General features: G+C 63.6%; 16 protein-coding genes. 7 read left to right on the top strand and 9 right to left on the bottom strand.

The features are described from left to right. Nucleotides 1–201: 201 nt before the first annotated feature. The 3 genes from J9889_RS12895 to J9889_RS12885 form a co-directional block, all read right to left on the bottom strand. Complete coding sequence (locus J9889_RS12895) at nucleotides 202–882, bottom strand: SDR family oxidoreductase (protein WP_045523363.1); 681 nt, start codon at nucleotides 880–882, stop codon at nucleotides 202–204. Nucleotides 883–900: 18 nt separating this feature from the next. Next, on the bottom strand, nucleotides 901–1530 hold the full coding sequence (locus tag J9889_RS12890) for a TIGR04219 family outer membrane beta-barrel protein (protein ID WP_043155850.1): 630 nt from the start codon (nucleotides 1528–1530) through the stop codon (nucleotides 901–903). 92 nt (nucleotides 1531–1622) lie between these two features. After that, a complete protein-coding gene (locus tag J9889_RS12885) occupies nucleotides 1623–2063 on the bottom strand; it encodes a copper chaperone PCu(A)C (RefSeq protein WP_039039478.1) in 441 nt (146 codons plus the stop codon). An 89-nt stretch (nucleotides 2064–2152) separates the two neighbouring features. On the opposite strand from J9889_RS12885, the gene J9889_RS12880 reads away from it, so the two are divergent. Continuing rightward, complete coding sequence (locus J9889_RS12880; RefSeq protein ID WP_210556918.1) at nucleotides 2153–2902, top strand: enoyl-CoA hydratase-related protein; 750 nt, start codon at nucleotides 2153–2155, stop codon at nucleotides 2900–2902. 2 nt (nucleotides 2903–2904) lie between these two features. Here J9889_RS12880 and J9889_RS12875 read toward each other — a convergent pair whose 3' ends face one another. Together J9889_RS12875 and J9889_RS12870 are read right to left on the bottom strand one after the other, a co-directional pair. Next, nucleotides 2905–3333 (bottom strand): DUF2753 family protein, encoded by a 429-nt coding sequence (locus J9889_RS12875; protein ID WP_010672859.1) that lies wholly within the window; start codon nucleotides 3331–3333, stop codon nucleotides 2905–2907. An 85-nt stretch (nucleotides 3334–3418) separates the two neighbouring features. Then, nucleotides 3419–4126 carry a ParB-like protein gene (locus tag J9889_RS12870; protein ID WP_052814963.1) on the bottom strand — a complete coding sequence of 236 codons (708 nt, stop codon included), beginning with the start codon at nucleotides 4124–4126 and terminating at the stop codon, nucleotides 3419–3421. Between the two features lie 174 nt (nucleotides 4127–4300). Here J9889_RS12870 and J9889_RS12865 point away from each other — a divergent pair, with 174 nt between their 5' ends. The 3 genes from J9889_RS12865 (at nucleotide 4301) to J9889_RS12855 (ending at nucleotide 8027) form a co-directional block, all read left to right on the top strand. Further along, nucleotides 4301–5905 carry an ABC transporter substrate-binding protein gene (locus J9889_RS12865; protein ID WP_210556916.1) on the top strand — a complete coding sequence of 535 codons (1605 nt, stop codon included), beginning with the start codon at nucleotides 4301–4303 and terminating at the stop codon, nucleotides 5903–5905. A gap of 110 nt (nucleotides 5906–6015) precedes the next feature. Then, nucleotides 6016–6315, top strand: coding sequence for a hypothetical protein (locus J9889_RS12860; protein ID WP_010672856.1), 300 nt, complete (start codon nucleotides 6016–6018; stop codon nucleotides 6313–6315). Nucleotides 6316–6467: 152 nt separating this feature from the next. Further along, entirely contained in the window at nucleotides 6468–8027 is a 1560-nt protein-coding gene (locus tag J9889_RS12855) for a PAS domain-containing methyl-accepting chemotaxis protein (protein WP_210556914.1), read from the top strand. A gap of 96 nt (nucleotides 8028–8123) precedes the next feature. Here J9889_RS12855 and J9889_RS12850 read toward each other — a convergent pair whose 3' ends face one another. Both J9889_RS12850 and tpx read right to left on the bottom strand, forming a co-directional pair. Beyond that, a complete protein-coding gene (locus J9889_RS12850) occupies nucleotides 8124–9344 on the bottom strand; it encodes a DEAD/DEAH box helicase (RefSeq protein WP_210556913.1) in 1221 nt (406 codons plus the stop codon). Between the two features lie 146 nt (nucleotides 9345–9490). Beyond that, a complete protein-coding gene (gene tpx, locus J9889_RS12845) occupies nucleotides 9491–9991 on the bottom strand; it encodes a thiol peroxidase (RefSeq protein ID WP_010672853.1) in 501 nt (166 codons plus the stop codon). A gap of 254 nt (nucleotides 9992–10245) precedes the next feature. On the opposite strand from tpx, the gene J9889_RS12840 reads away from it, so the two are divergent. Further along, complete coding sequence (locus J9889_RS12840; protein ID WP_210556911.1) at nucleotides 10246–12687, top strand: zinc/cadmium/mercury/lead-transporting ATPase; 2442 nt, start codon at nucleotides 10246–10248, stop codon at nucleotides 12685–12687. Between the two features lie 195 nt (nucleotides 12688–12882). Here the strand turns inward: J9889_RS12840 and pulA are convergent, their stop codons facing one another. Next, nucleotides 12883–16935: a pullulanase-type alpha-1,6-glucosidase gene (gene pulA / locus J9889_RS12835; RefSeq protein ID WP_210556909.1), complete on the bottom strand. Its 4053-nt coding sequence runs from the start codon at nucleotides 16933–16935 to the stop codon at nucleotides 12883–12885. A gap of 261 nt (nucleotides 16936–17196) precedes the next feature. Between pulA and J9889_RS12830 the strand changes: the two genes are divergently transcribed. Further along, entirely contained in the window at nucleotides 17197–17598 is a 402-nt protein-coding gene (locus J9889_RS12830) for a hypothetical protein (RefSeq protein ID WP_124814103.1), read from the top strand. Nucleotides 17599–17613: 15 nt separating this feature from the next. Here the strand turns inward: J9889_RS12830 and dmeF are convergent, their stop codons facing one another. Then, nucleotides 17614–18555 carry a CDF family Co(II)/Ni(II) efflux transporter DmeF gene (gene dmeF / locus J9889_RS12825; protein ID WP_210556907.1) on the bottom strand — a complete coding sequence of 314 codons (942 nt, stop codon included), beginning with the start codon at nucleotides 18553–18555 and terminating at the stop codon, nucleotides 17614–17616. A 71-nt stretch (nucleotides 18556–18626) separates the two neighbouring features. Between dmeF and J9889_RS12820 the strand changes: the two genes are divergently transcribed. Further along, the gene (locus J9889_RS12820) at nucleotides 18627–18902 is read left to right on the top strand and encodes a metal/formaldehyde-sensitive transcriptional repressor (RefSeq protein ID WP_210556905.1); all 276 of its coding nucleotides are present in this window, start codon (nucleotides 18627–18629) and stop codon (nucleotides 18900–18902) included. Nucleotides 18903–19046 lie beyond the last annotated feature (144 nt).

Genomic DNA, 19046 nt, shown 5'->3' with positions numbered 1-19046 from the left:
ACTCAAACTTTCCGGGAGGACAGGCGTGAATGAAGTCGAGAGCTTGGTCGATACGCATAAAAAAATCCGAAACCCAACAAGGAGTTTCGGATTCTTACACAGCCTGAGGATCGGTCAATGGATCCTTAACTGATCGGCATTACGCCAAATGGCGCGCTTTTTTTTCCTTGTCATCTGGCGACGGGGCCGGTTCACGGCGCTTCAGGCATTGCGACCGATAAAGAGATCGGTCACATGGCAGCTGCTTCTCGCGGCCAGCGCATCCAGCATGTAGGCTGCCGCGTCCTCCGGCGTCATGAAACCACTCGAATCCACGTGATCCGAATTCTCCCAGAACTCGCTGCGGATCCCGCTCGGATAGAGGTTCACCAGTCGCAGGGGAGCACTCTTCAGCTCGGCCCGCAAGGATTCGAGAAAGCCGCGCATGCCCCATTTGGAGGCGCAATAGAGGCTCTCGTTGGCCTTGCCGGTCTGGGCAGCGGAGGAGAGCACATTCGCCAGCACCCCGCCCTTGTCGCCGATGAGGCGCACCGTCTGCTGGGCCACCAGTATGGTAGAGATGAGATTGCTCTCCACCACCCGGCGGATCTGCTCGGCGGTGTAGACACCCACCGGGCCGAACTCGCCGACACCGGCACAGTGGATCACCATGTCGGGCAGGCCGCCCCACTCCACCGCAGCGGCAAAGGCGACATCCACCTCTTCGTGGTGTGCGAGATCGGCGGCAATGCCGATCACCGCCTTGCCGAGCAGCTCTTCCTGCTCCTGCAGTTTCTGGTAACGGCGACCCATCATGGAAACCTGATGGCCGCGTTCAACCAGCCCTATGGTCAGGGCGCGGCCCAGTCCGGACCCCGCGCCAGTCACTATGATGTGGCCCATGTGTGCTCCTCAGGGAGATCAGAAGGTGAATTCACCACCAATGAACCAGCCGTCGATGGTCTGATCGACGCGATCGAAGTCCATCTCGGCCTCACGCCAGCCGGCGCGGATCTTGAGCGGCACGGAAGAGAACTTGTAGGAGCCGCCCAGACGGTAGTCGTAGTTGTCGGCATCCTGCACGCGGGCATCGCCGAAGGCGGCAAAGCCGGTCCCCGGGATGCGCACTTCGGCGCCGGTGTAGGCCATCAGCACATCCTTGTCATAGGAGTAGTGCTGGGTGTTGAAATCACCGTCGTAGCGACGACCGGTCAGACCCAGGTCGATCTGGAACAGGTCGTTGTTGAACAGGCGATAGTAGAGGCTCAGGTCGTAAGCCAGCAGATCGTTGTTGAAGCTGCCGCCGCTGCTGCTGAAGTCGGACATTTCGAACTTGGCGTTGGGCAGCAGCAGGATGCCGTGCTCCAGTTGCAGGTAGCCGCTCCAGTTGTAGTTCTCGTCGTAGCTGCCATCGGCACCCACGCTGCTGACCTGGCCACTTCCCTGGGCATTCCACAGATCGGCACCCGCCGCAAAACGCCAGTCATTGGCGGCCATGGCCCCATGGCTGAGCAGAGCCATCACAGTGCCGGCAATCAGGGTCTTCTTCATCACTTCGCTCCATTTTGGACTGGAAAGGCCATCATTTTACCCGCTGGGCAAGGAATACCTAGAGTAAAAAGCTGAACAAGCGTCCATAAATGTCAGTGCTTCATCCCTTTCATGGGTTCGACCGGCTTCACGGGCAGGCTCAGTGACAGCGTCTGCCCATCGTCCAGGGTCAGGGTCAGCGGGAAGGGCGTGCCCTGGGCCAGGGTATGGATGTCGAACAACATGATGTGCAGGCTGCCGGGCTTGAGCACGGCCTCCCCCTTGGCCGGGATCTCGATACTCTCCACCTGGCGCATCTTCATGACGCCGTTCTCGTGCAAATGGGTGTGCAGCTCGACACGGCCCGCCTCAGGAGACGCTCCCGCCACCAGTTTCACCGGTTTGTCCCCATCGTTCCTGAGCACCATGAACGCCGCCGTGTTCGGCGAGCCAGGGGGCAGCAGACGCACATAACCATCGACTGCGTCGACCTTGGCCAGGGCCGGGGCGGCCAGAAGCAGTGCCATGGTGGAATAAAACGCACGTTTAAACATGGTTGAAATCCTTTTATGATGTTGTTAAACGAGACAAAGCTTACCCCTGTGGCAAGCTTTTGACAGCCCCCGACAACAAGGATTCAGACATGGCCCTCACAATTCTGGCCGAACAGCAGGACGGCTTGCTCACCCTGACCTTCAATCGACCGGAAAAGCGCAATGCCCTCAACACGGAGACGTATCTGGCGCTGACCGACGCACTGCGCCAGGCCGCCCGGGACGAAGAGGTCCATGTGCTGCTGTTGCAAGGCCAGGCGGAGTGCTTCACCGCCGGCAACGATCTGGCCGACTTTGTTGGCAAGCATGCCCTTGAGCCGGACGACCCCATCCTGCAATTTCTGCACACCCTGGCGGACTTCCCCAAACCGGTGATCGCCGCCGTGGGCGGCCCGGCAGTCGGCATCGGCACTACCCTGCTGCTGCACTGCGACCTGGTCTATCTGGGTGACAACGCCCGGCTGCAGCTGCCTTTCGTCGAGCTGGGACTGGTGCCGGAGTTTGCCGCCAGCCTGCTGCTGCCACGCGCCGTCGGTCACCTCAAGGCGGCGGAGCTGTTGCTGCTGGCAGAGGCCATCGATGGGGAAGAGGCGCTGCGTCTCGGGCTCGCCAACCGGGTGCTGACCCCGGCGGACCTGCTCCCCTTCGCTCGGGAACAAGGGCTGAAACTGGCGGCCAAGCCGCCGATGGCGCTCCAGAAGAGCAAGGCGCTGCTCAAGCAGGAGCTCAAACAGGCAGTGCATTTCGTCATCGACTTGGAAGCGCGCGCCTTCGCCCAGGCCCTGCAAGGGGAAGAGGCGCAAAGCCGCATCGCCAGCAAGCTGCAAAAACGGCGCTGAACTCAGTTGAGACGGAACCGGCCTATCAACTCGCAGCCCTGCACCCTGTCCTGCACCTGGATAAGCCGGGCGATCTCCGGATTGGGGTGGCGCTTCAAGAAGGAGAGCAGGGCGGCGCGGCAGCAGCCCAGCTCGCTGATGAGGGATTCGCACTCCCGGTTGGGGCACTGGGGCACCAGGGCGGTGACCAGTTCGGAGGCGAGCTTGAGGTAGCGCAGTTCATAGGCGGGCTCTTCCATGGCACGCCAGAAATCGGCCATGCGGTGACAGGTGGCGACCCGCATGCTGGCCAGTTCGTCCAGATCCCCGGAGGCCAGCTCATACACTTCCCCCAGAGCCTGCTGATAGAGGCAGATCGCCGTGCCCAGAGCCCCCATGCCAAGGGCATTCTCCGCCTCCAGCATGTAACGTTGCCAGTTCTGATGTTCCATGTTCCTCTCCTTTGCCGACACGAGTGGAGTCTGTATCATGGCCAATCGAGAACAAATATCAACCAGACCCTTTGTGCAGGATCCCTTAACCCGCCGTTCTGGGCTGATTGACGCGACACTGCTTGCCGGGGTAACCAGGCAGATCCGCCGCCTTGCTGCTGCACGCCAGCCGTTTGGCTTCGGCGAGGCGATCCGCGAGGTTGACCTCATCGATCGGCTGCCAGGCCATCTGCTGGCCGAGCCAGCTGGCCCAGGCAAACTCGACGAAGTAGACCTGATCCTTCTTGCTGAAGTAGCCCGCATCCTGCAACAGCCCCGCCAGGGTGCGGTAGGGATAATCCGGCAACTCACCGATATGGCCGGGCAACTGCTCGGGAGTCAGGGGTTGACCCCGTTCATCCTTGAGCCAGGCCCAGTGGTTGTTCTGCATCTGGCTCCAGAAATTGGCCCTGTCCTGCAACCGTGCAATCACCTTTACCCTGACCTGCTTCACCCCTTGCTGCCACAGCGCCTTGGTCAGGTGGTGCCTGTCCACCAGCCAGTAACCCCCATCAGGCGCGATGACGATGGGGATCTCTTTCTTTTTCATCAGTTTGTCGAGCTGCTTCTCGCTCTTGTCCGCCAGCTCCCGGGCAGTGGTATCCACCTGCAACTGCCCCACACCGCCCTGGGTGGGGTGCAGCGCCTCGATGTTCACCTCGCACCAGCTTCCCACCGGGCTGCTCTTCTCGCACGGGGCCAACGCCCAGGCGCCCTGGCTCAGCACGCAGACCAACAAGATCCATGCTCTCATCATTCTCTCCTTTTCCTGGCGCTCACGGCGCCCCTTCGTTGACAGCCGCATCGGATATCAATGGGACTCATGCTGGCGGTCTGACCAGCAAAGGGGATATCATGATTTCCCATCTGCCGGCGATGCATTCTCGCCGAGTTTTCTCCCCGCTTCACACATTTTGAAGGATTCACCATGAAAGGATGGAGCCCCCTGTTGGCCCTGCTGGGCTGTGCCTGCGTCCAGGCTGCCGATGTGCCACCCGGCACCCCACTCGCCGCCGAGCAGGCCGTCGTCCGTCATCTCAAGGATGAACCGGCGAGCCTGAGCCCTCTCAAGCTGGTGGGACTGCCGGAGCTGCAGGTCCTCAGAGACCTTTACGAGGGGCTGCTGACCCAGGGGCCGGACGGCAAGGTGCTGCCCGGGGTGGCATCCCGCTGGGACAACGAGGGGAACCAGACATTCACCTTCCACCTGAGGCCGGATGCCCGCTGGTCCAACGGCGACCCCGTGCGCGCCGCCGACTTCGTCTATGGTTGGCGCAAGCTGGTTGACCCCAGGGAAGCCGCCACTTTCGCCTGGTTCGCCCAGCTCGCGCGCTTCGACAAGGTGGACGACATAGTGGCAGGCAAGCTGGCCCCCGATGCGCTCGGGGTGAAGGCCGTCGATGACCATACCCTGAAGGTGACCCTCTCCCAGCCGGTGCCCTATTTCCTGAGCCTGCTGACCCATCCCAGCCTGTCGCCCCTGCACCGGGCCAGCATGGAACAATATGGCAACCAGTGGACCCAGCCCGGCAAGCTGGTGGGCAACGGCGCCTTCGTGCTGAGTCACCGGGTGGTGAACGAGAAACTGGAGCTGACGCCCAATCCCTACTACTGGGATCGCGCCCACACGGTGCTGACCCGCGTCACCTTCGTGCCCATCAACCAGGAGAGCGCGGCCACCCACCGCTATCTGGCCGGGGATCTGCACATCACCGAATCCTTCCCCAAGGAGCAGTACCAGAGCCTGATGGCCCAGATCCCGGGGGAGGTCTATACCCCGGAACAGCTCGGCACCTACTACTACGCCTTCAACACCCAACGCCCGCCCCTCAATGATGTGCGGGTGCGCCAGGCGCTCTCCTACACCATCGACAGGGGCCTGATTGCCGACAAGGTGCTGGGCACCGGGGAGAAACCGGCCTACCACTTTACCCCGGACGTGACCGCCGACTTCGACCCCAAGCCCAATCTGCTCTCCACCAGCAGCCAGCAGGCGCTGGACGAGCGTGCCAGAGCCCTGCTGAAAGAAGCGGGCTACGACCCAAGCAATCCCCTCAAGCTGACCCTGCTCTACAACACGGCGGAAATTCACAAGAAGATGGCACTGGCCATCGCCAACCTGTGGAAACAGAAGCTAGGGGCCCGGGTCGAGCTCACCAACCAGGAGTGGAAAACCTATCTCGACAGCCGTCAAAGCGGCCAGTTCGAGGTGATCCGCTCCTCCTGGGTCGCCGATTACAACGACCCCTCCGCCTTCCTCGGGCTCTGGGGATCGGGCCACAGCGGCAACATGGCCCGGTTCGCCAACCCGGCTTACGACAAGCTGCTGGCGCAGGCGGCCAACAGTCAGGATCCCGCAGAACGGGCCCGCCTGTTCGATGAGGCCGAGGCCATCTTGCAGAAGGAGGCCCCCATCGCCCCCATCTACCAGTACACCAATGCCCGGCTCATCAAGCCCTGGCTCAAGGGGTATCCCATCAACAACCCGGAAGACGTTGCCTACAGCCGTCAGCTCTACCTCGTCAAACACTGAGTCCGGGGAGGAGTCGGGACATCTGACCCCTCCTGGCACTGTTCCTGTTCAAGTTCCCGGCATAAAATGCCGCCTCTTTTCATTCATCAACCCCGTGATCCGATCCTGCCATGCGTGCTCTGCTCCTGATTGCCCTGTTTGTTGCCCTTCCCGCCAAGGCCGCCGATGAAACCGAATGCCGCCAGGCCTTCCTCGAATGGATGTTGAGCCAGCAGAAGCAGTTCAGCGACCGCAAGGCCAGCAAGATGGAGCGGCGCAATGCCGAACGAGCCATCGATCAGGCCCGGGATGCCTTCGCCAAGCAGGAGAGTTTCTGCCAGGCCATGGCCTGGGTCGCCAGCGCAGAAGACAATGACCCCCGCTTCAAACCGAGGACGGGGGAGATCCACGACTTCACTCCCCGCGGCTGAGCCCGCCATCTACGACTTTTTTCAGCCTTTGCCGTGTTGATTTATTGACCCAAGCCAAGGTGGTGTAACAGTCCGCATCTACAATGACGCCGTAACAATCACAAAAATAAAAAATAATTTTATCAGTTACTTGGCTCATTCAGGATGCGCACATGACCACAACCCGGCACGAAGGGGAGATCCGTTTCCCCGATCACATATCACTGATCTCGACCACGGATCCCACCAGTCACATCACTTATGCCAACCAGCACTTTTGCGATGTGGCGGGCTACAGCGCGACCGAAATGGAAGGGGAGCCCCACAATCTGGTCCGCCACCCCGACATGCCCAAGGCCGCGTTCGCCGACATGTGGCGCCGCCTGCAACAAGGCAAGAGCTGGATGGGGCTGGTAAAGAACCGCGCCAAGAGTGGTCAGTTCTACTGGGTCAACGCCTACGTCACGCCGATTCTCAACGATCAGCAGCAGATCATCGAATACCAGTCTGTCCGCACCCGTCCCCAGGATCACGACATCGCCTGGGCAGAGCAGCTCTATGCCCGGATCCGTGACGGCAAGGCACTGCCCTGGCTGACCCGGCTGACCCTGGAGCCGGGGCAGCTGTGTCTGCTGCTCTCTGGCACCGCCCTGCTCGGCATGGGGGCCAGTCTGGTCACCGGCCAGCCGGGGTGGGGAGTCATCACTCTGCTCTGCTTGCTGGCCCAGATGAGACATGGCTGGCATCTGCAACGGCGGCTAGCCAGGCTGCTGGCCATGGCGGGCGAGGAGCAGGGCAGCGCCCTTTGCCAGGTACTCTATGCCAGGCGTCAGGACAGCCTGGCCGCCCTTGAACTGCTGCTGCGCATGAAGAAGGCGGAGCTGCGCGCCGTGGTAGGTCGCAGCGCGGACACCAACCAGCAGATCCTGCAGGCGGCGGAGGATGACAGGGGGCATATCCAGACCATAGACACTCACCTGCAACAGCAGCGGGCCCAGAGCGAGCAACTGGCGGCGGCCATCACCCAGATGAGCCAGTCCATCCGCGATGTGGCTGACAATGCCCACCAGGCCAATGCGCTGGTGGGCGAGGTCCAGCAGGTGTCCGCCAGTGGCCAGCAGGCGCTGGCCACCACCCGGGATTCGGTCGACAGGCTTCATCAGGAGCTGGACGCCAGCCAGGGCGTGCTGGCGCGCCTGACCCAGGACAGCCAGAAGATCAACGGCATTCTGGAGGTGATCGGGCAGATTGCGGATCAGACCAACCTGCTCTCCCTCAATGCGGCCATCGAGGCGGCACGGGCCGGTGAACAGGGGCGCGGCTTTGCGGTGGTGGCCGACGAGATACGGGCCCTGGCCCAGAAGACCCGCAGCTCCACCGGCGAGATAAGCGACATGATAGGGGCGCTGCAACAGAGCACCCGGCAACTGTCCGATGGCATGGAGCAGGGGGCCCAGACATCAGTGCTCTGCCAGCAGCACATGGGGGCCACCGCCGAGGTGCTCGACCAGATCAACCGGATGCTGGCCCGGGTGACCCACACCAGCGACGAGATAGCCCAGGCGGTGAGCCAGCAGGCGGATGTCACCAGCACCCTGGATCAGGGGATCCACCAGATCCACCAACTGGCGAGCCACACCGCGGACAACAGCCGTCAGGCCCTCGATGGCATCACCCTGCTGGTGGAGCGGTTGCAAAACCTCTCCCGCCTGATCAACCAGTTCCACGACTGACCCCCTTGCCGTGTAGTTTGGCGCGCCCCCGGGCGCGCTGCCGATCTCTCCTCTCCTTCACGACGACAGGCTCCCGCCGGGGCCAAGAAGTCCGTCTCAGGATTTGCCCTTGAACTGCTTGATGCTGCGCTTGCCCTGGGTGCGACGGTTCGCCTGCTTGTCTCTTGGCGCCCGTTTGCTCTCCCCGCTGGCGGGTTTGTCGGTCACCGGGAAACCTGCCAGCGCCGCCAGGGGCAGGGGCCGACCGGTCAGGGCCCGGATCCCCTCGAGCGCCTCCCCATCCCCGTGGCAGGTAAGGGAGATGGCCAGACCGCTCTGCCCGGCACGGGCGGTACGACCGATACGATGCACGTAGACGGGCGCATGCTCCGGCAGATCCAGATTGATCACCACCGGCAATGCCTCCACGTGGATGCCGCGCGCCATCAGATCCGTGGCCACCAGCACCCGCACCCTGCCCTCCTTGAAATCCGCCAGCGCCTGCTCCCGCGTGGCCTGATCCTTGTTTCCGTGCAGGGCTGCCACCGTCATGCCAGCCCTGGCGAGTTTCTTGGCCACCCCGTCCGCGTCGTCCCTGGCACTGATGAAGACCAGCACCTGGGGCCACTCTCCGGCCTCCAGCAGGGCGATCAGCGCAGGCACCTTGCTGCTCCTGTTGACCAGATAGAGCCGCTCCTCGATATCGCTCACCAGGCTGTTGAGCGGCTCGGCCTCGATGCGCACCGGATCCTGCAGCAGGCCCGAGGCCAGGCTCTCCAGTTCGACCGGCAAGGTGGCGGAGAAGAGCATCTGCTGCCGCGCCTCCGGCATTGCCTTCATCAGCCACTGGATATCGGGCCAGAACCCCATCTCCAGCAGGCGATCCGCTTCATCCAGCACCAGCATGCGCAGGGCACCCAGCCCCAGCGTCTGCTGGGCCAGCAAGTCCCGCAACCGTCCGGGGGTCGCCACCAGCAGTTGGGGGCCGAGAGCCAGTTCCCGCTCCTGCCACTCCTGGGCCACCCCGCCACACAGGGTCAGGAGACGCACCCCCAACCCGTCGGCAATCTCCTGCAGGGCGGCGCTCACCTGGCTTGCCAGCTCCCGGGTGGGGACCAGTACCAATCCCTGTACCCGGTCGCTGGCTGCGTCCAGCCTCTGCAGCAGCGGCAGGCCGAATGCCAGAGTCTTGCCACTGCCGGTCCTGGCCAGGGCAAGCAGATCCCGTCCTGACAAGGCAGCAGGAATGGCTAGCTGCTGAATGGGGGTCGGTTTTTCCAGCGCGGCGGGCAGCAGGGGCAACAGGGCGGGGGCAAGGGCGAGTTCGTCAAACGTCATGGGGATCGCAGATACAGGCTGAACGAGGATGTGGAGGCGAAGTCTAGCCAGACCCACCCCATAAGTAAAAGGTTCGGGAGCGCAATAAAAACGGCCTGCCCCGTGTGAACGGGGCAGGCCGTCAGGCAATCAGCCTGTGGCGCGACTTACAGAACGGCCAGGGCGGCGGCGTAGTTCGGCTCGTCGGCGACTTCGGCCACCAGCTCGCTGTGCAGCACCTTGTCGTGCTCATCCAGTACCACGATGGCACGGGCAGCCAGACCCACCAGCGGGCCGGAGGAGAAGGCCACGCCGTAGTCCTGCAGGAAGGAGACGCCACGCAGGGTGGAGAGGTTCACCACCTTGTCCAGACCCTCGGCGCCGCAGAAACGGGCCTGGGCGAACGGCAGGTCGGCAGAGATGCACAGCACGACGGTGTTGTTCAGGGCGCTTGCCTGCTCGTTGAACTTGCGCACGGAAGTGGCGCAGGTCGGGGTGTCGACGCTCGGGAAGATGTTCAGGATCTTGCGCTTGCCAGCGAAGGTCGCCAGGGTCGCATCGGACAGATCGCCAGCAACCAGGGAGAAGGGCTTGGCCTGCTCACCGGCAACGGGGAAGTGGCCGGAGACGGAGACGGGGTTGCCTTGCAGGGTGACGGTATTGCTCATGTTAGGTCCTTGATGATTGATGTGGGATCCAGGGTCCCCAGTATAGGCCCGCCACGGGATGACAAACACCCGCTAATGAAAGGGATTTGGCATCCCTTTGCATCCCTCCTGCTCCAGAGGCAGATCAGCGGCCACTGTCATGGCCCCGGACAAAGAGAAGAAGAGGACTTGACCTTGGACTTTACACCAAGGTTTACACTCGGCGCAGTCATCCAGGATCCCGCAGGGGCGGGATCCCTCAAGAGGAACGCATCATGAGCAAATCCTGCTGCAGCCATCAACACGCCGCTGCCCCCATCAAGGCCCCCATCAAGGCCGTCAGCAAGGCCGCCACCCCACAGGCCGGGCACAGCCACACCAGCCACTGCTGCGACAACGGGGCACAGGCCAGTGGTGTCGCCAACCCGACCCGCCACGATCATCAGGGGCAAAGTGGCGCAGACGGCCCGGGTGATGAAGAGCCCCCCAGAGGCGCTTGCGCCACCGACACGGCCCACGACCACGACCACGACCACGATCATCATGAGCAGGGGCACGCCCACACGGCCGCCGCGACCGAGCCGCCGCTGACGCCCCCCGAGCAGAACAGCCGCCGCCATAGCTGGCAGGTGCTGGGCATGGATTGTCCCAGCTGTGCCCGCAAGATAGAGACCGCCGTCAGCCGGGTGGAGGGCGTACAGCAGGCTCGGGTGCTGTTCGCCACCGAGAAGCTGGTGGTGGATCTGGCCCCCGGCCTCTCCCCCGACCCCGTTACCGCCGCCGTGCTGGCCGCCGGCTTCCAGCTCAAAGGGGGAGCTCAGAACACGGCTCGCAGCGAACCGGGCCGCAGCCCGCTGATGCAGAGGGTCAGCAACCTGCTCGGCAAATACTGGCAGCCCCTGTCGCTCGCCGGCTTGATGGGGGTGGCGGCCCTGCTGCCGAGCCAGATCGGTCAGCCGCTGTTTACCCTGGCCACCCTCTGGGGCCTGTGGCCCATCTCCCGCAAGGCGTGGGCACTGACCAAGAGCGGCTCCCCCTTCGCCATCGAGACCCTGATGACGGTCGCCGCCGTGGGGGCCCTGTTCCTCGGCGAAACCGCCGAAGCGGCCATGGTGCTGCTGCTGTTCATGCTGGGCGAACATCTGGAGGCCTACGCTGCCGGCCGCGCCCGCGCCGGGGTCACCGCCCTGATGGCGCTGGTGCCCGACAAGGCGCTGCGCATCCGCACCACTGCCGAGGGCGAAGTGCGGGAAGAAGTCGCTGCCGACCAGCTGCGTCCCGGTGACATCATCGAAATCGCCCCGGGCGCCCGCCTGGCCGCCGATGCCCGCCTGCTCGACCCCCTCGGCGCCTTTGACGAGAGCGCCCTGACCGGCGAATCCATCCCGGTGGAGCGCCGCCGGGGTGACAAGGTCCCCGCCGGCAGTCTGGCGGCGGATCGGGTGCTGCGCCTCGAGGTGGTGTCCGAACCCGGCAACAACGCCATCGACCGCATCCTGCATCTCATCGAGGAGGCCGAGACCCAGCGCGCCCCCATCGAGCGCTTCATCGACCGCTTCAGTCACTGGTATACCCCGGCCATGATGCTGGTCGCCCTGCTGGTGGTGCTGGTACCGCCGCTCGCCTTCGGCCAGAGCTGGGACGAGTGGGTCTATCGCGGGCTGGCGCTGCTGCTGATCGGTTGCCCCTGCGCCCTGGTCATCTCCACCCCGGCGGCGGTCACCTCGGCACTGGCGGCAGCCACCCGGCAGGGTGCCCTCATCAAGGGGGGCGCTGCGCTGGAGCGGTTGGCCCACATCGATACCCTGGCCTTTGACAAGACCGGCACCCTGACCCTGGGCAAGCCGCAGCTGACCGAACTGGTGAGCCTCGATGGCCAGCCGGAGGCCGACCTGCTGGCGCTGGCGGCCGCCATCGAGCAGGGCTCCCACCACCCGCTGGCCCGCGCCGTGGTGACGGCGGCAGGGGAGCGGGGTCTTGCCCTGGCGGCAGCCCAGGAGCTGCGCGCCCTGCCCGGCATGGGGGTAGAGGGTCGCATCGACGGTACCCTCTGGCAATTGCTGGCGCCGAGCCGGGTCGCCACCCTGGATGCGGCGATGCTGGCCCGGGTCGCCACCCTGGAGCAGCAAGGCAAGACAGTCGTGGTGCTCGGTCAGCCCGACGCCGCCCCGGCCGCCCTGCTGGCCCTGCGCGACCAGATCCGCCCCGAGGCTGCCCCGGCCCTGCGCGAGCTGAGCGAGCTTGGTCTCAAGAGCATCATGCTGACCGGCGACAACCCCCGCGCCGCCGAGGCGATCGCCACCGAGCTCGGCATGGGCTGGCGCGCCGGCCTGCTGCCGGAGGGCAAGGTCGATGAAATCGCCAAACTCGGCCTCAGCCAGAAAGTCGCGATGATCGGCGACGGCATCAACGACGCCCCGGCCATGAAGCGGGCCAGCATCGGCATCGCCATGGGAGGCGGCACCGACGTGGCGCTGGAAACCGCCGATGCGGCCCTGACCCACAACCAGCTCGGCGGGGTCGCCGCCATGATCCGACTCTCCCGCGCGGCGCTGGCCAACATCCACCAGAACATCGCGCTGGCGCTGGGGCTCAAGGCCATCTTCCTGGTCACCAGCCTGCTCGGCATCACCGGCCTGTGGATTGCGGTGCTGGCCGACACCGGCGCCACCGCCCTGGTCACCGCCAACGCCCTGCGCCTGCTGCGAAAACGCTAGTCCGGCCGTAAACTGCACAACCAACAGCCGCTCCAACGGGGGCGGCTTTTTTATTGCCTCGCCCACGAGCAAAGAAAAAGCGCGGCTGCCGGTCGGCAGTCGCGCTTTGCTTACTCTCTCGGTGTTATCCCGCCCTTGGCGAGGCGGAATTCAACCCGGGGCTGCCGAGCCAGCCCCGGGCTCGATGGGAAAGACTTACTTGGCGCTGCACTCCTGGATGATGACGCTGCCCACCTCGCCGGAAGTCTGGGTCGGGTCAACCTTCACCAGGAAGCTCCACAGACCCTGTTCCAGCGTGATGCTGTTGTTGCCCATGCCACCGTCGCCGTGCTGGAGCGGGTAAACCTGCTCGGGCTCCAGTGCGATCAGGGTGCCACCGGCATCCTTCACGAAGAACTGCTTGCTCCAGTTGCCATCGTCGTTGGCAAACTTGAAGTCAAAGCTGCCTGCGTAGTTGAAGGCGGCCTGATAGATGGCGAGGTTACCTTCCATCCCCTTGTAGCTCAGCTGGTAGGCCGGCTGGGCGTTCCAGTCGCTCAGACTGCCGCGCACATAGAGCGGGAAGCCGAGCGGATTGCCCGCGACGGTATCCAGCACCTTGCAGCTCTGCGCCGGTTCGGTGTAGCTGACACTCAGGGTCGGCTTGTCCTTGTTCATGGCGGTGAAGACAAACTTGTAGGTGCCAGCCTTCTCCACGTTGAACGGCAGATCCCCGCCATTGGCACAGAGCGTATTGACCTGGCCGGTCGCAAGCTGGTCGGTATCGCTGCACTTGCCGTAATTGACGGGGCCGCTCCACTCGTTGCCAGCGATCTTCACCTGGGTCGACCCCAGCTGATCCGCCGTCACCTCGGTGGTGAACTCATAGGTGAAGTTGCCACTGAAGTTCATCTTGTTGACCGGATCCCACTGATTCAGGAAACCGCGCACGAACACCTCGGTGTCACCGAAGGGAGGCAAGGTGCTCAGATCCGTCTTCTTGCTCACCGGCAGCCCCGCGCCCTGGGCACCGCTCTGCGGCTTGACGAACACCGCCGCCGACCAGGCGCCAAGGGTCAGCTGACCGCTGTCATTGGCCGCACCGCTGGCGATGCTGTCGGAGTCACGGTGGGCACCGCTCAGGACCATGCCGGTCAGATCGATGGGCTGATCCTTGCCGTCACGGAAATCGCCGATGCTCTGGGGCTGATTGGTGGCGTTGATCATCACCACCAGGCCGTCGATGGCCGGATCCAGATCCGCACCGGCGCCCACCCCGTCATCCACGCTCATCACGATGAGACCCGGGATCTGCTCAGGGCCGGTGTTGCGGAAGTCGACCCGCTTGATCACCTCGGCGCCGCTGCCAAGACGCAGCAGACGAGAAGATTGACGCAGTTCGGAGAGCTCCTGGTAGAAGTTCACCATCTGATGCATCTCGGCCGAACCCGGCTTGGCGTGCTGGCCGAGCACCTGCTCGATCAGCTCGTAGTTGGCCTCGTCCTTGTCCTTGCGCGGCAGCCCTTTGTCAAAATTATTGTCACTTAAGCCGTAGTCGACCCGGTTGTACCAGTCACCGGAGTCGTAGCTGTCCCGCTCCATGGACTTGGAACGCAGCAGCTCGACACCCGCGTGGGTGAAGGGAATGCCCTGGCCCAGCATGGCGGTCGCCAGAGAGACCCCCTGCATCCGCACCAGGTCGGCCCCGGCGGGTGCCTTGTACACCAGGTTGTCGAACAGGGTCTGGTTGTCGTGCTTGTCGACATAGTTCTGGATTTCGGTCGGATCCTGGGCATAGCCCGCCGGTTGACCGTTGTAGTCGATGTCGGAGCCTTTCTTCGGTATGCCGTCCTTGTCGGTCAGCACAAACTCCTTGAGGTTGCCCGCCATGCCGAGGCGCACCAGATCGGACTGATGCAGGGCGGTGGCGAGATCGACGCCGCCCAGCTCGTTGGCATCCACCAGGGCGCCGTTGCCAAAGCCCTGGGTCTTGCGAATGGCTTCGCCGCCGTCGAACGGGCTGCCGCCGCGCACCGCATCACGCAGCCGGTCGGAGAAGGAGCCGATGCCGGTACCGGCCAGGTGCTTCTGGGTCGCCTGCACGAAGCGCTTGTCATCCTGCACCTCGCCGAAGTTCCACCCCTCGCCGTAGAAGTACATGTCCGGATTGACCTTCTTCACCTCGGCCAGGGCCTGCACCATCTGATCTTTCGGGTGATGGCCCATGAGGTCGAAGCGGAAGGCATCGATCTTGTAGTCCCGTGCCCAAGTGACCAAAGAGTCATCCATCAGCTTGGCGAACATGGCGTGTTCCGGCGCCGTGTTGGAGCAGCAGGTGGAGTTTTCCACCGAACCGGTCTCCGGATTGAGGCGCTGGTAGTACCAGGGCACAATCTTGTCGAGCACGGATTTGGAACCGAGACCCGCTTCGTTGGTGTGGTTGTAGACCACGTCCATCACCACGTTCATGCCGATGTTCTGCTTGATGGCCTGCACCATCTCGCGGAACTCCTTGATCCGGGTCGTCCCCTCCGCATTGGTGGCGTAGGAGCCTTCCGGGGTGGTGTAGTGGTAGGGGTCATAGCCCCAGTTGAAGGAGTCAACCCCGCGCAGGTAGCCGTACAGCTCCTGCACCACGGGGTTCTCCTTGCTGTCGCTGGCTTGCAGATCACCGAGCACGGCTTCGATGGTCTCACCGCCACCACAGTGGCTGGCAAACCTGGAGTTCTTGACCTCGGGATTGACCTCGCACAGCTTGCTGAAGTCATCACCGATGTTGGCCACCTTGGCCGGATCCTCGTTGACGGTGGCGATGTCGAACACCGGCAGCAGGTGCAGGTGGCTGACGCCGCTCTTGGCCAGGGATTTCAGGTGGGTGACGGGCACGCTGTCGCTGTCGGTCAGCCCGAGGAACTTGCCGCGGTGCTCCGCCGGCGTCGACTCGTCGTTGCCGGTCAGATCCCGGACGTGGGCCTCATAGATGGTGATGTCGGCGGGGTTCTTCTGGCTGTGGGGCGCCTTGAGGCTGTCCCAGCCTTCCGGCTTGAGGGCCGGATCGTCAAGATCCACCACCTGGCTGAACTCGGAGTTCATCGCCAGGCTCAGGGAGTAGGGGTCGGTCACCTGATAGGATTCCAGCTTGCGGCTGACCGGGTGATAGACCTGGATGTCGTAGCGGTAGTATTTGCCGACAAGATCGCTGCCCCCCTGCACGCTCCAGCTGCCGCTGGCCTCGTCCAGGGTCATGGCGCGCTCGCCAAGCGACTTGTGCTGCTCGTCGAACAGCGCCAGCTTGACCGACTTGGCGGTCGGCGCCCAGAGCCGGAAGGTGACATTGCCCCCCTCCACCACGGCGCCGTAGGCCAGCTTGGTGGCCGCTTCGCTGTAAAGGGCATCGAGGGCACCGGCACTCTGCACCAGGGTCGCCCCCTGCAGGATGCCGTCCGCATCGGTCCCGATGGCGACCAGCTCACCCTTGAGCAGGGGCTTGAGATCTTTCCCCGCAGGCAGGGCGAAGGCGGCGGCATCCTTGAGGTGCGGGTATTTGGCCTGCTGCTCTTCGGTCAGGCTGGTCGGGGTCAGCTTGAGGTAGGGAAAATCGAATACACCCTCGCTGTTTGCGGTGATGGTGCCTGACTCTGTGTAGTAGAGGCGCACATAGGGCTTGTCCTTGCCCCCTTGCCAAATCAGGGTGTTGTCGTCGATGAGATGGGCACTGGCCCCCGCCACGCCGAAGGCGGCGGTGAAGGCTTCCGCCCGGCTGCCGAAGATCTCGTTCTTGCCGGCGACGATGGCCACGGTGCGATCCGGGTGATCACTGAAGACCACCTTCATGTCGCTGCCGGTCAGGTTCGCAAGATCGCCGTTGCGGGCGATGAAGTTGATGCAGCCTTCCATCTTGGAGAGCGGCACGACCCAGGCCGGACCAAAACTGTCCGCCGCGGACGGCGTCTTGCTCTTGTCATCCCAACCGGTGTTGAGGCCGCCCTCCGAGGTCGAGTTGCAGGCGTCGTTGTTCCACAGGTGCAGGCTGTGGCTGGCGAACGGGCCGGTGACACCGCGCGCCGCGCTGGTCTGGGTATCCACCAGGGCGATGACCGCTTCGTCGGGGCCGGCCGTCAGCAGTTCGGCCGGGGGCTGGACGTTGGGAAGACGAGCGACGGGCTCATCCTGAGGGGCAGGAGCAGAAGAACTGTTGTCGTTACAGCCTGACAAAAGCGCGAGCAGTGAGGCTGTTACCAGCGCCACTTTGGTCTTTTTCATATCCATTTTTTTATAATTCCCGCTGTAGTTAGTCTCGATATCCGAGTACCCGGTCATGGCCGAGCGGTGTCATATTAATCAGCGGGAATTGCCGTAAATGTGAGCGGATGGGCAAAAAAAACCAATCCGCATCAACAAGATAACGTTTTCATAACGAAAACTCGATCGCGCTCACAGACCTGGCACCGCTTTCGGCCCATACCAGCGGGAAGAGGGGAGCGAGTGACGAAATCAATGTCCAATCAAATGGATAGAGGGGGCTGGGTGATGAAACGGATTGAGGAGCAGGCCAGGCGGCTGGACCAGGAGTATCAGGGCATTGCCCAGTTGTTCGATCAGTTCTGCCAGCAGGCCGGCGTGCTCGCCGAACGCTATCACTTCTTCAACTGGCCGGATTATGAAGAGAGCCCGCCCCTCGCCCGCGCCTTCACCCTGCTGGGGGAACCACGGGAGCTGCGGCTGCGCTGTCAACCCGGCGAGGGGAGGTCCCTGAACGGCCTCCTCCAGGTGTGTGGCGAGGAAGGCAAGGTCCACGCCAGCCTGGGCTTTCGTGCCGACGGCCACCTGCTGCTGGAGCCGGGCCGCCTGCTCGACGACCCGCCGGGACTGCTGCTGAGGCTGATGCTGGGCTCCCTCTGGCAGGATCAGGGGAGCGAGCCTCCCCGCTGACACCCGCCAGGGGTGTCAGTCGGCAGACACTTCGATGGTCAGGTGCACCAGCTCCTCGTGGATGGCGAGGCGCTCGCGGATCGCCTGTGCCGGGACCGGGGTCGCCATCTGCAACGACATCGCGGCGGCATACTGCGTCTGCCCCACCCGCCAGACGTGAAGATCGCGGATCTCGGCGTCAGGCAGCTCGGCGATCACCTCGCGGATCTCGTCCACCAGGGGCGCATCCATCTCCGCATCCAGCAAGACGCGCCCGGTATCACGCAGCAGCCCCCTGGCCCACACCGCCACCAGCACGGCCCCGGCGATGCCCATCAGGGGATCCAGCCAGTCCGCCCCCCACAACATGCCTCCCACCAGCGCCAGAATCGCCAGCACCGAGGTGGCCGCGTCCGCCAGCACGTGGAGGTAGGCGGCGCGCAGGTTGAGATCCTGATGGCCGTGGTGGTGATTGTGCGAGTGGTCGTGATGACCGTGATGGTGGTCGTGACCATGGTGATGGCCGTGATCGTCCCTGAGCAGCCAGGCACAGGCCAGATTCACCAGCAGGCCCAGCAGGGCAATGCCGATCGCCTGCTGATAATGGATGGGGCTGGGGTCCAGCAACCTGGCCACCGACTCGAACAGCATCAATCCCGCCACCCCCACCAGCAGCAGGGCGCTGCTGAAGCCCCCCAGCACCTCTATCTTCCAGGTACCGAAGCTGAACCTGTGATCCCGCGCGAAGTGGCGGGCAGCGCGATAGGCCAGCACCGAGAGGCCGAGGGCCAGGGCATGGGAGCTCATGTGCCAGCCATCGGCCAGCAGCGCCATGGAGTTGTAGAACCAGCCCCCACCGATCTCCGCCACCATCATGACGACGGTGAGCAGCACGGCCCAGCGGGTCTTCTGTTCGGCCAGGGGATTCCCTTCGTGGACGACGGGGTGGTGGCAGTGGGATGAAGCGAGGGATGGCATGGATTTCTCCTGGAAACAAGGATGCTATATACTATACCCCAGTATAGTTTTATTGATCGAGAGGATCCTGCATGTCACACACGGTTCACAACAAGAAGAAGCTGCTGGCACGGGTCAGGCGCATCAAGGGGCAGACCGGTGCCCTGGAGAGCACTCTGGAACAGGAAACAGACTGCGCCGCCATCCTGCAGCAGATTGCCGCCATCCGCGGCGCCGTCAACGGCCTGATGCTGGAGGTGCTGGAGGGACACATGCGCGAGCATCTTGGCGCCGAGGAGGCGACCCATGCCGAGCGGCTGGAGGATCTGGATCAGGTGGTGAGGGTACTGCGTTCCTATCTGAAATAAGGTTCTTCGCGGGATCCTGGGAAAGTGGAAGTTGACAGACAGGGTGCTGGTAAACTGGTTGTCGCCAAACACACCACCACCATCACCCTGCTGTCGCCGTGCATCATATTGATATTGCCTCCTTCTGGCCAGGTTATACCGTCA

The sequence above is a fragment of the Aeromonas sp. PrichA-15 genome (assembly GCF_017939245.1).
GTDB classification, from domain to species: Bacteria; Pseudomonadota; Gammaproteobacteria; order Enterobacterales; family Aeromonadaceae; genus Aeromonas; species Aeromonas caviae.
Note: the sequence above shows the minus strand (reverse complement) of the source record. Positions and strands in the feature narration are given on the sequence as shown.

Excerpts from the sequence above, each read along its gene's own strand:
- J9889_RS12895 (WP_045523363.1), bottom strand. The coding sequence starts at position 882 with ATGGGCCACATCATAGTGACTGGCGCGGGGTCCGGACTGGGCCGCGCC.
- J9889_RS12890 (WP_043155850.1), bottom strand. The coding sequence starts at position 1,530 with ATGAAGAAGACCCTGATTGCCGGCACTGTGATGGCTCTGCTCAGCCAT.
- J9889_RS12885 (WP_039039478.1), bottom strand. The coding sequence starts at position 2,063 with ATGTTTAAACGTGCGTTTTATTCCACCATGGCACTGCTTCTGGCCGCC.
- J9889_RS12880 (WP_210556918.1), top strand. The coding sequence starts at position 2,153 with ATGGCCCTCACAATTCTGGCCGAACAGCAGGACGGCTTGCTCACCCTG.
- J9889_RS12875 (WP_010672859.1), bottom strand. The coding sequence starts at position 3,333 with ATGGAACATCAGAACTGGCAACGTTACATGCTGGAGGCGGAGAATGCC.
- J9889_RS12870 (WP_052814963.1), bottom strand. The coding sequence starts at position 4,126 with ATGAGAGCATGGATCTTGTTGGTCTGCGTGCTGAGCCAGGGCGCCTGG.
- J9889_RS12865 (WP_210556916.1), top strand. The coding sequence starts at position 4,301 with ATGAAAGGATGGAGCCCCCTGTTGGCCCTGCTGGGCTGTGCCTGCGTC.
- J9889_RS12860 (WP_010672856.1), top strand. The coding sequence starts at position 6,016 with ATGCGTGCTCTGCTCCTGATTGCCCTGTTTGTTGCCCTTCCCGCCAAG.
- J9889_RS12855 (WP_210556914.1), top strand. The coding sequence starts at position 6,468 with ATGACCACAACCCGGCACGAAGGGGAGATCCGTTTCCCCGATCACATA.
- J9889_RS12850 (WP_210556913.1), bottom strand. The coding sequence starts at position 9,344 with ATGACGTTTGACGAACTCGCCCTTGCCCCCGCCCTGTTGCCCCTGCTG.
- tpx (WP_010672853.1), bottom strand. The coding sequence starts at position 9,991 with ATGAGCAATACCGTCACCCTGCAAGGCAACCCCGTCTCCGTCTCCGGC.
- J9889_RS12840 (WP_210556911.1), top strand. The coding sequence starts at position 10,246 with ATGAGCAAATCCTGCTGCAGCCATCAACACGCCGCTGCCCCCATCAAG.
- pulA (WP_210556909.1), bottom strand. The coding sequence starts at position 16,935 with ATGGATATGAAAAAGACCAAAGTGGCGCTGGTAACAGCCTCACTGCTC.
- J9889_RS12830 (WP_124814103.1), top strand. The coding sequence starts at position 17,197 with ATGAAACGGATTGAGGAGCAGGCCAGGCGGCTGGACCAGGAGTATCAG.
- dmeF (WP_210556907.1), bottom strand. The coding sequence starts at position 18,555 with ATGCCATCCCTCGCTTCATCCCACTGCCACCACCCCGTCGTCCACGAA.
- J9889_RS12820 (WP_210556905.1), top strand. The coding sequence starts at position 18,627 with ATGTCACACACGGTTCACAACAAGAAGAAGCTGCTGGCACGGGTCAGG.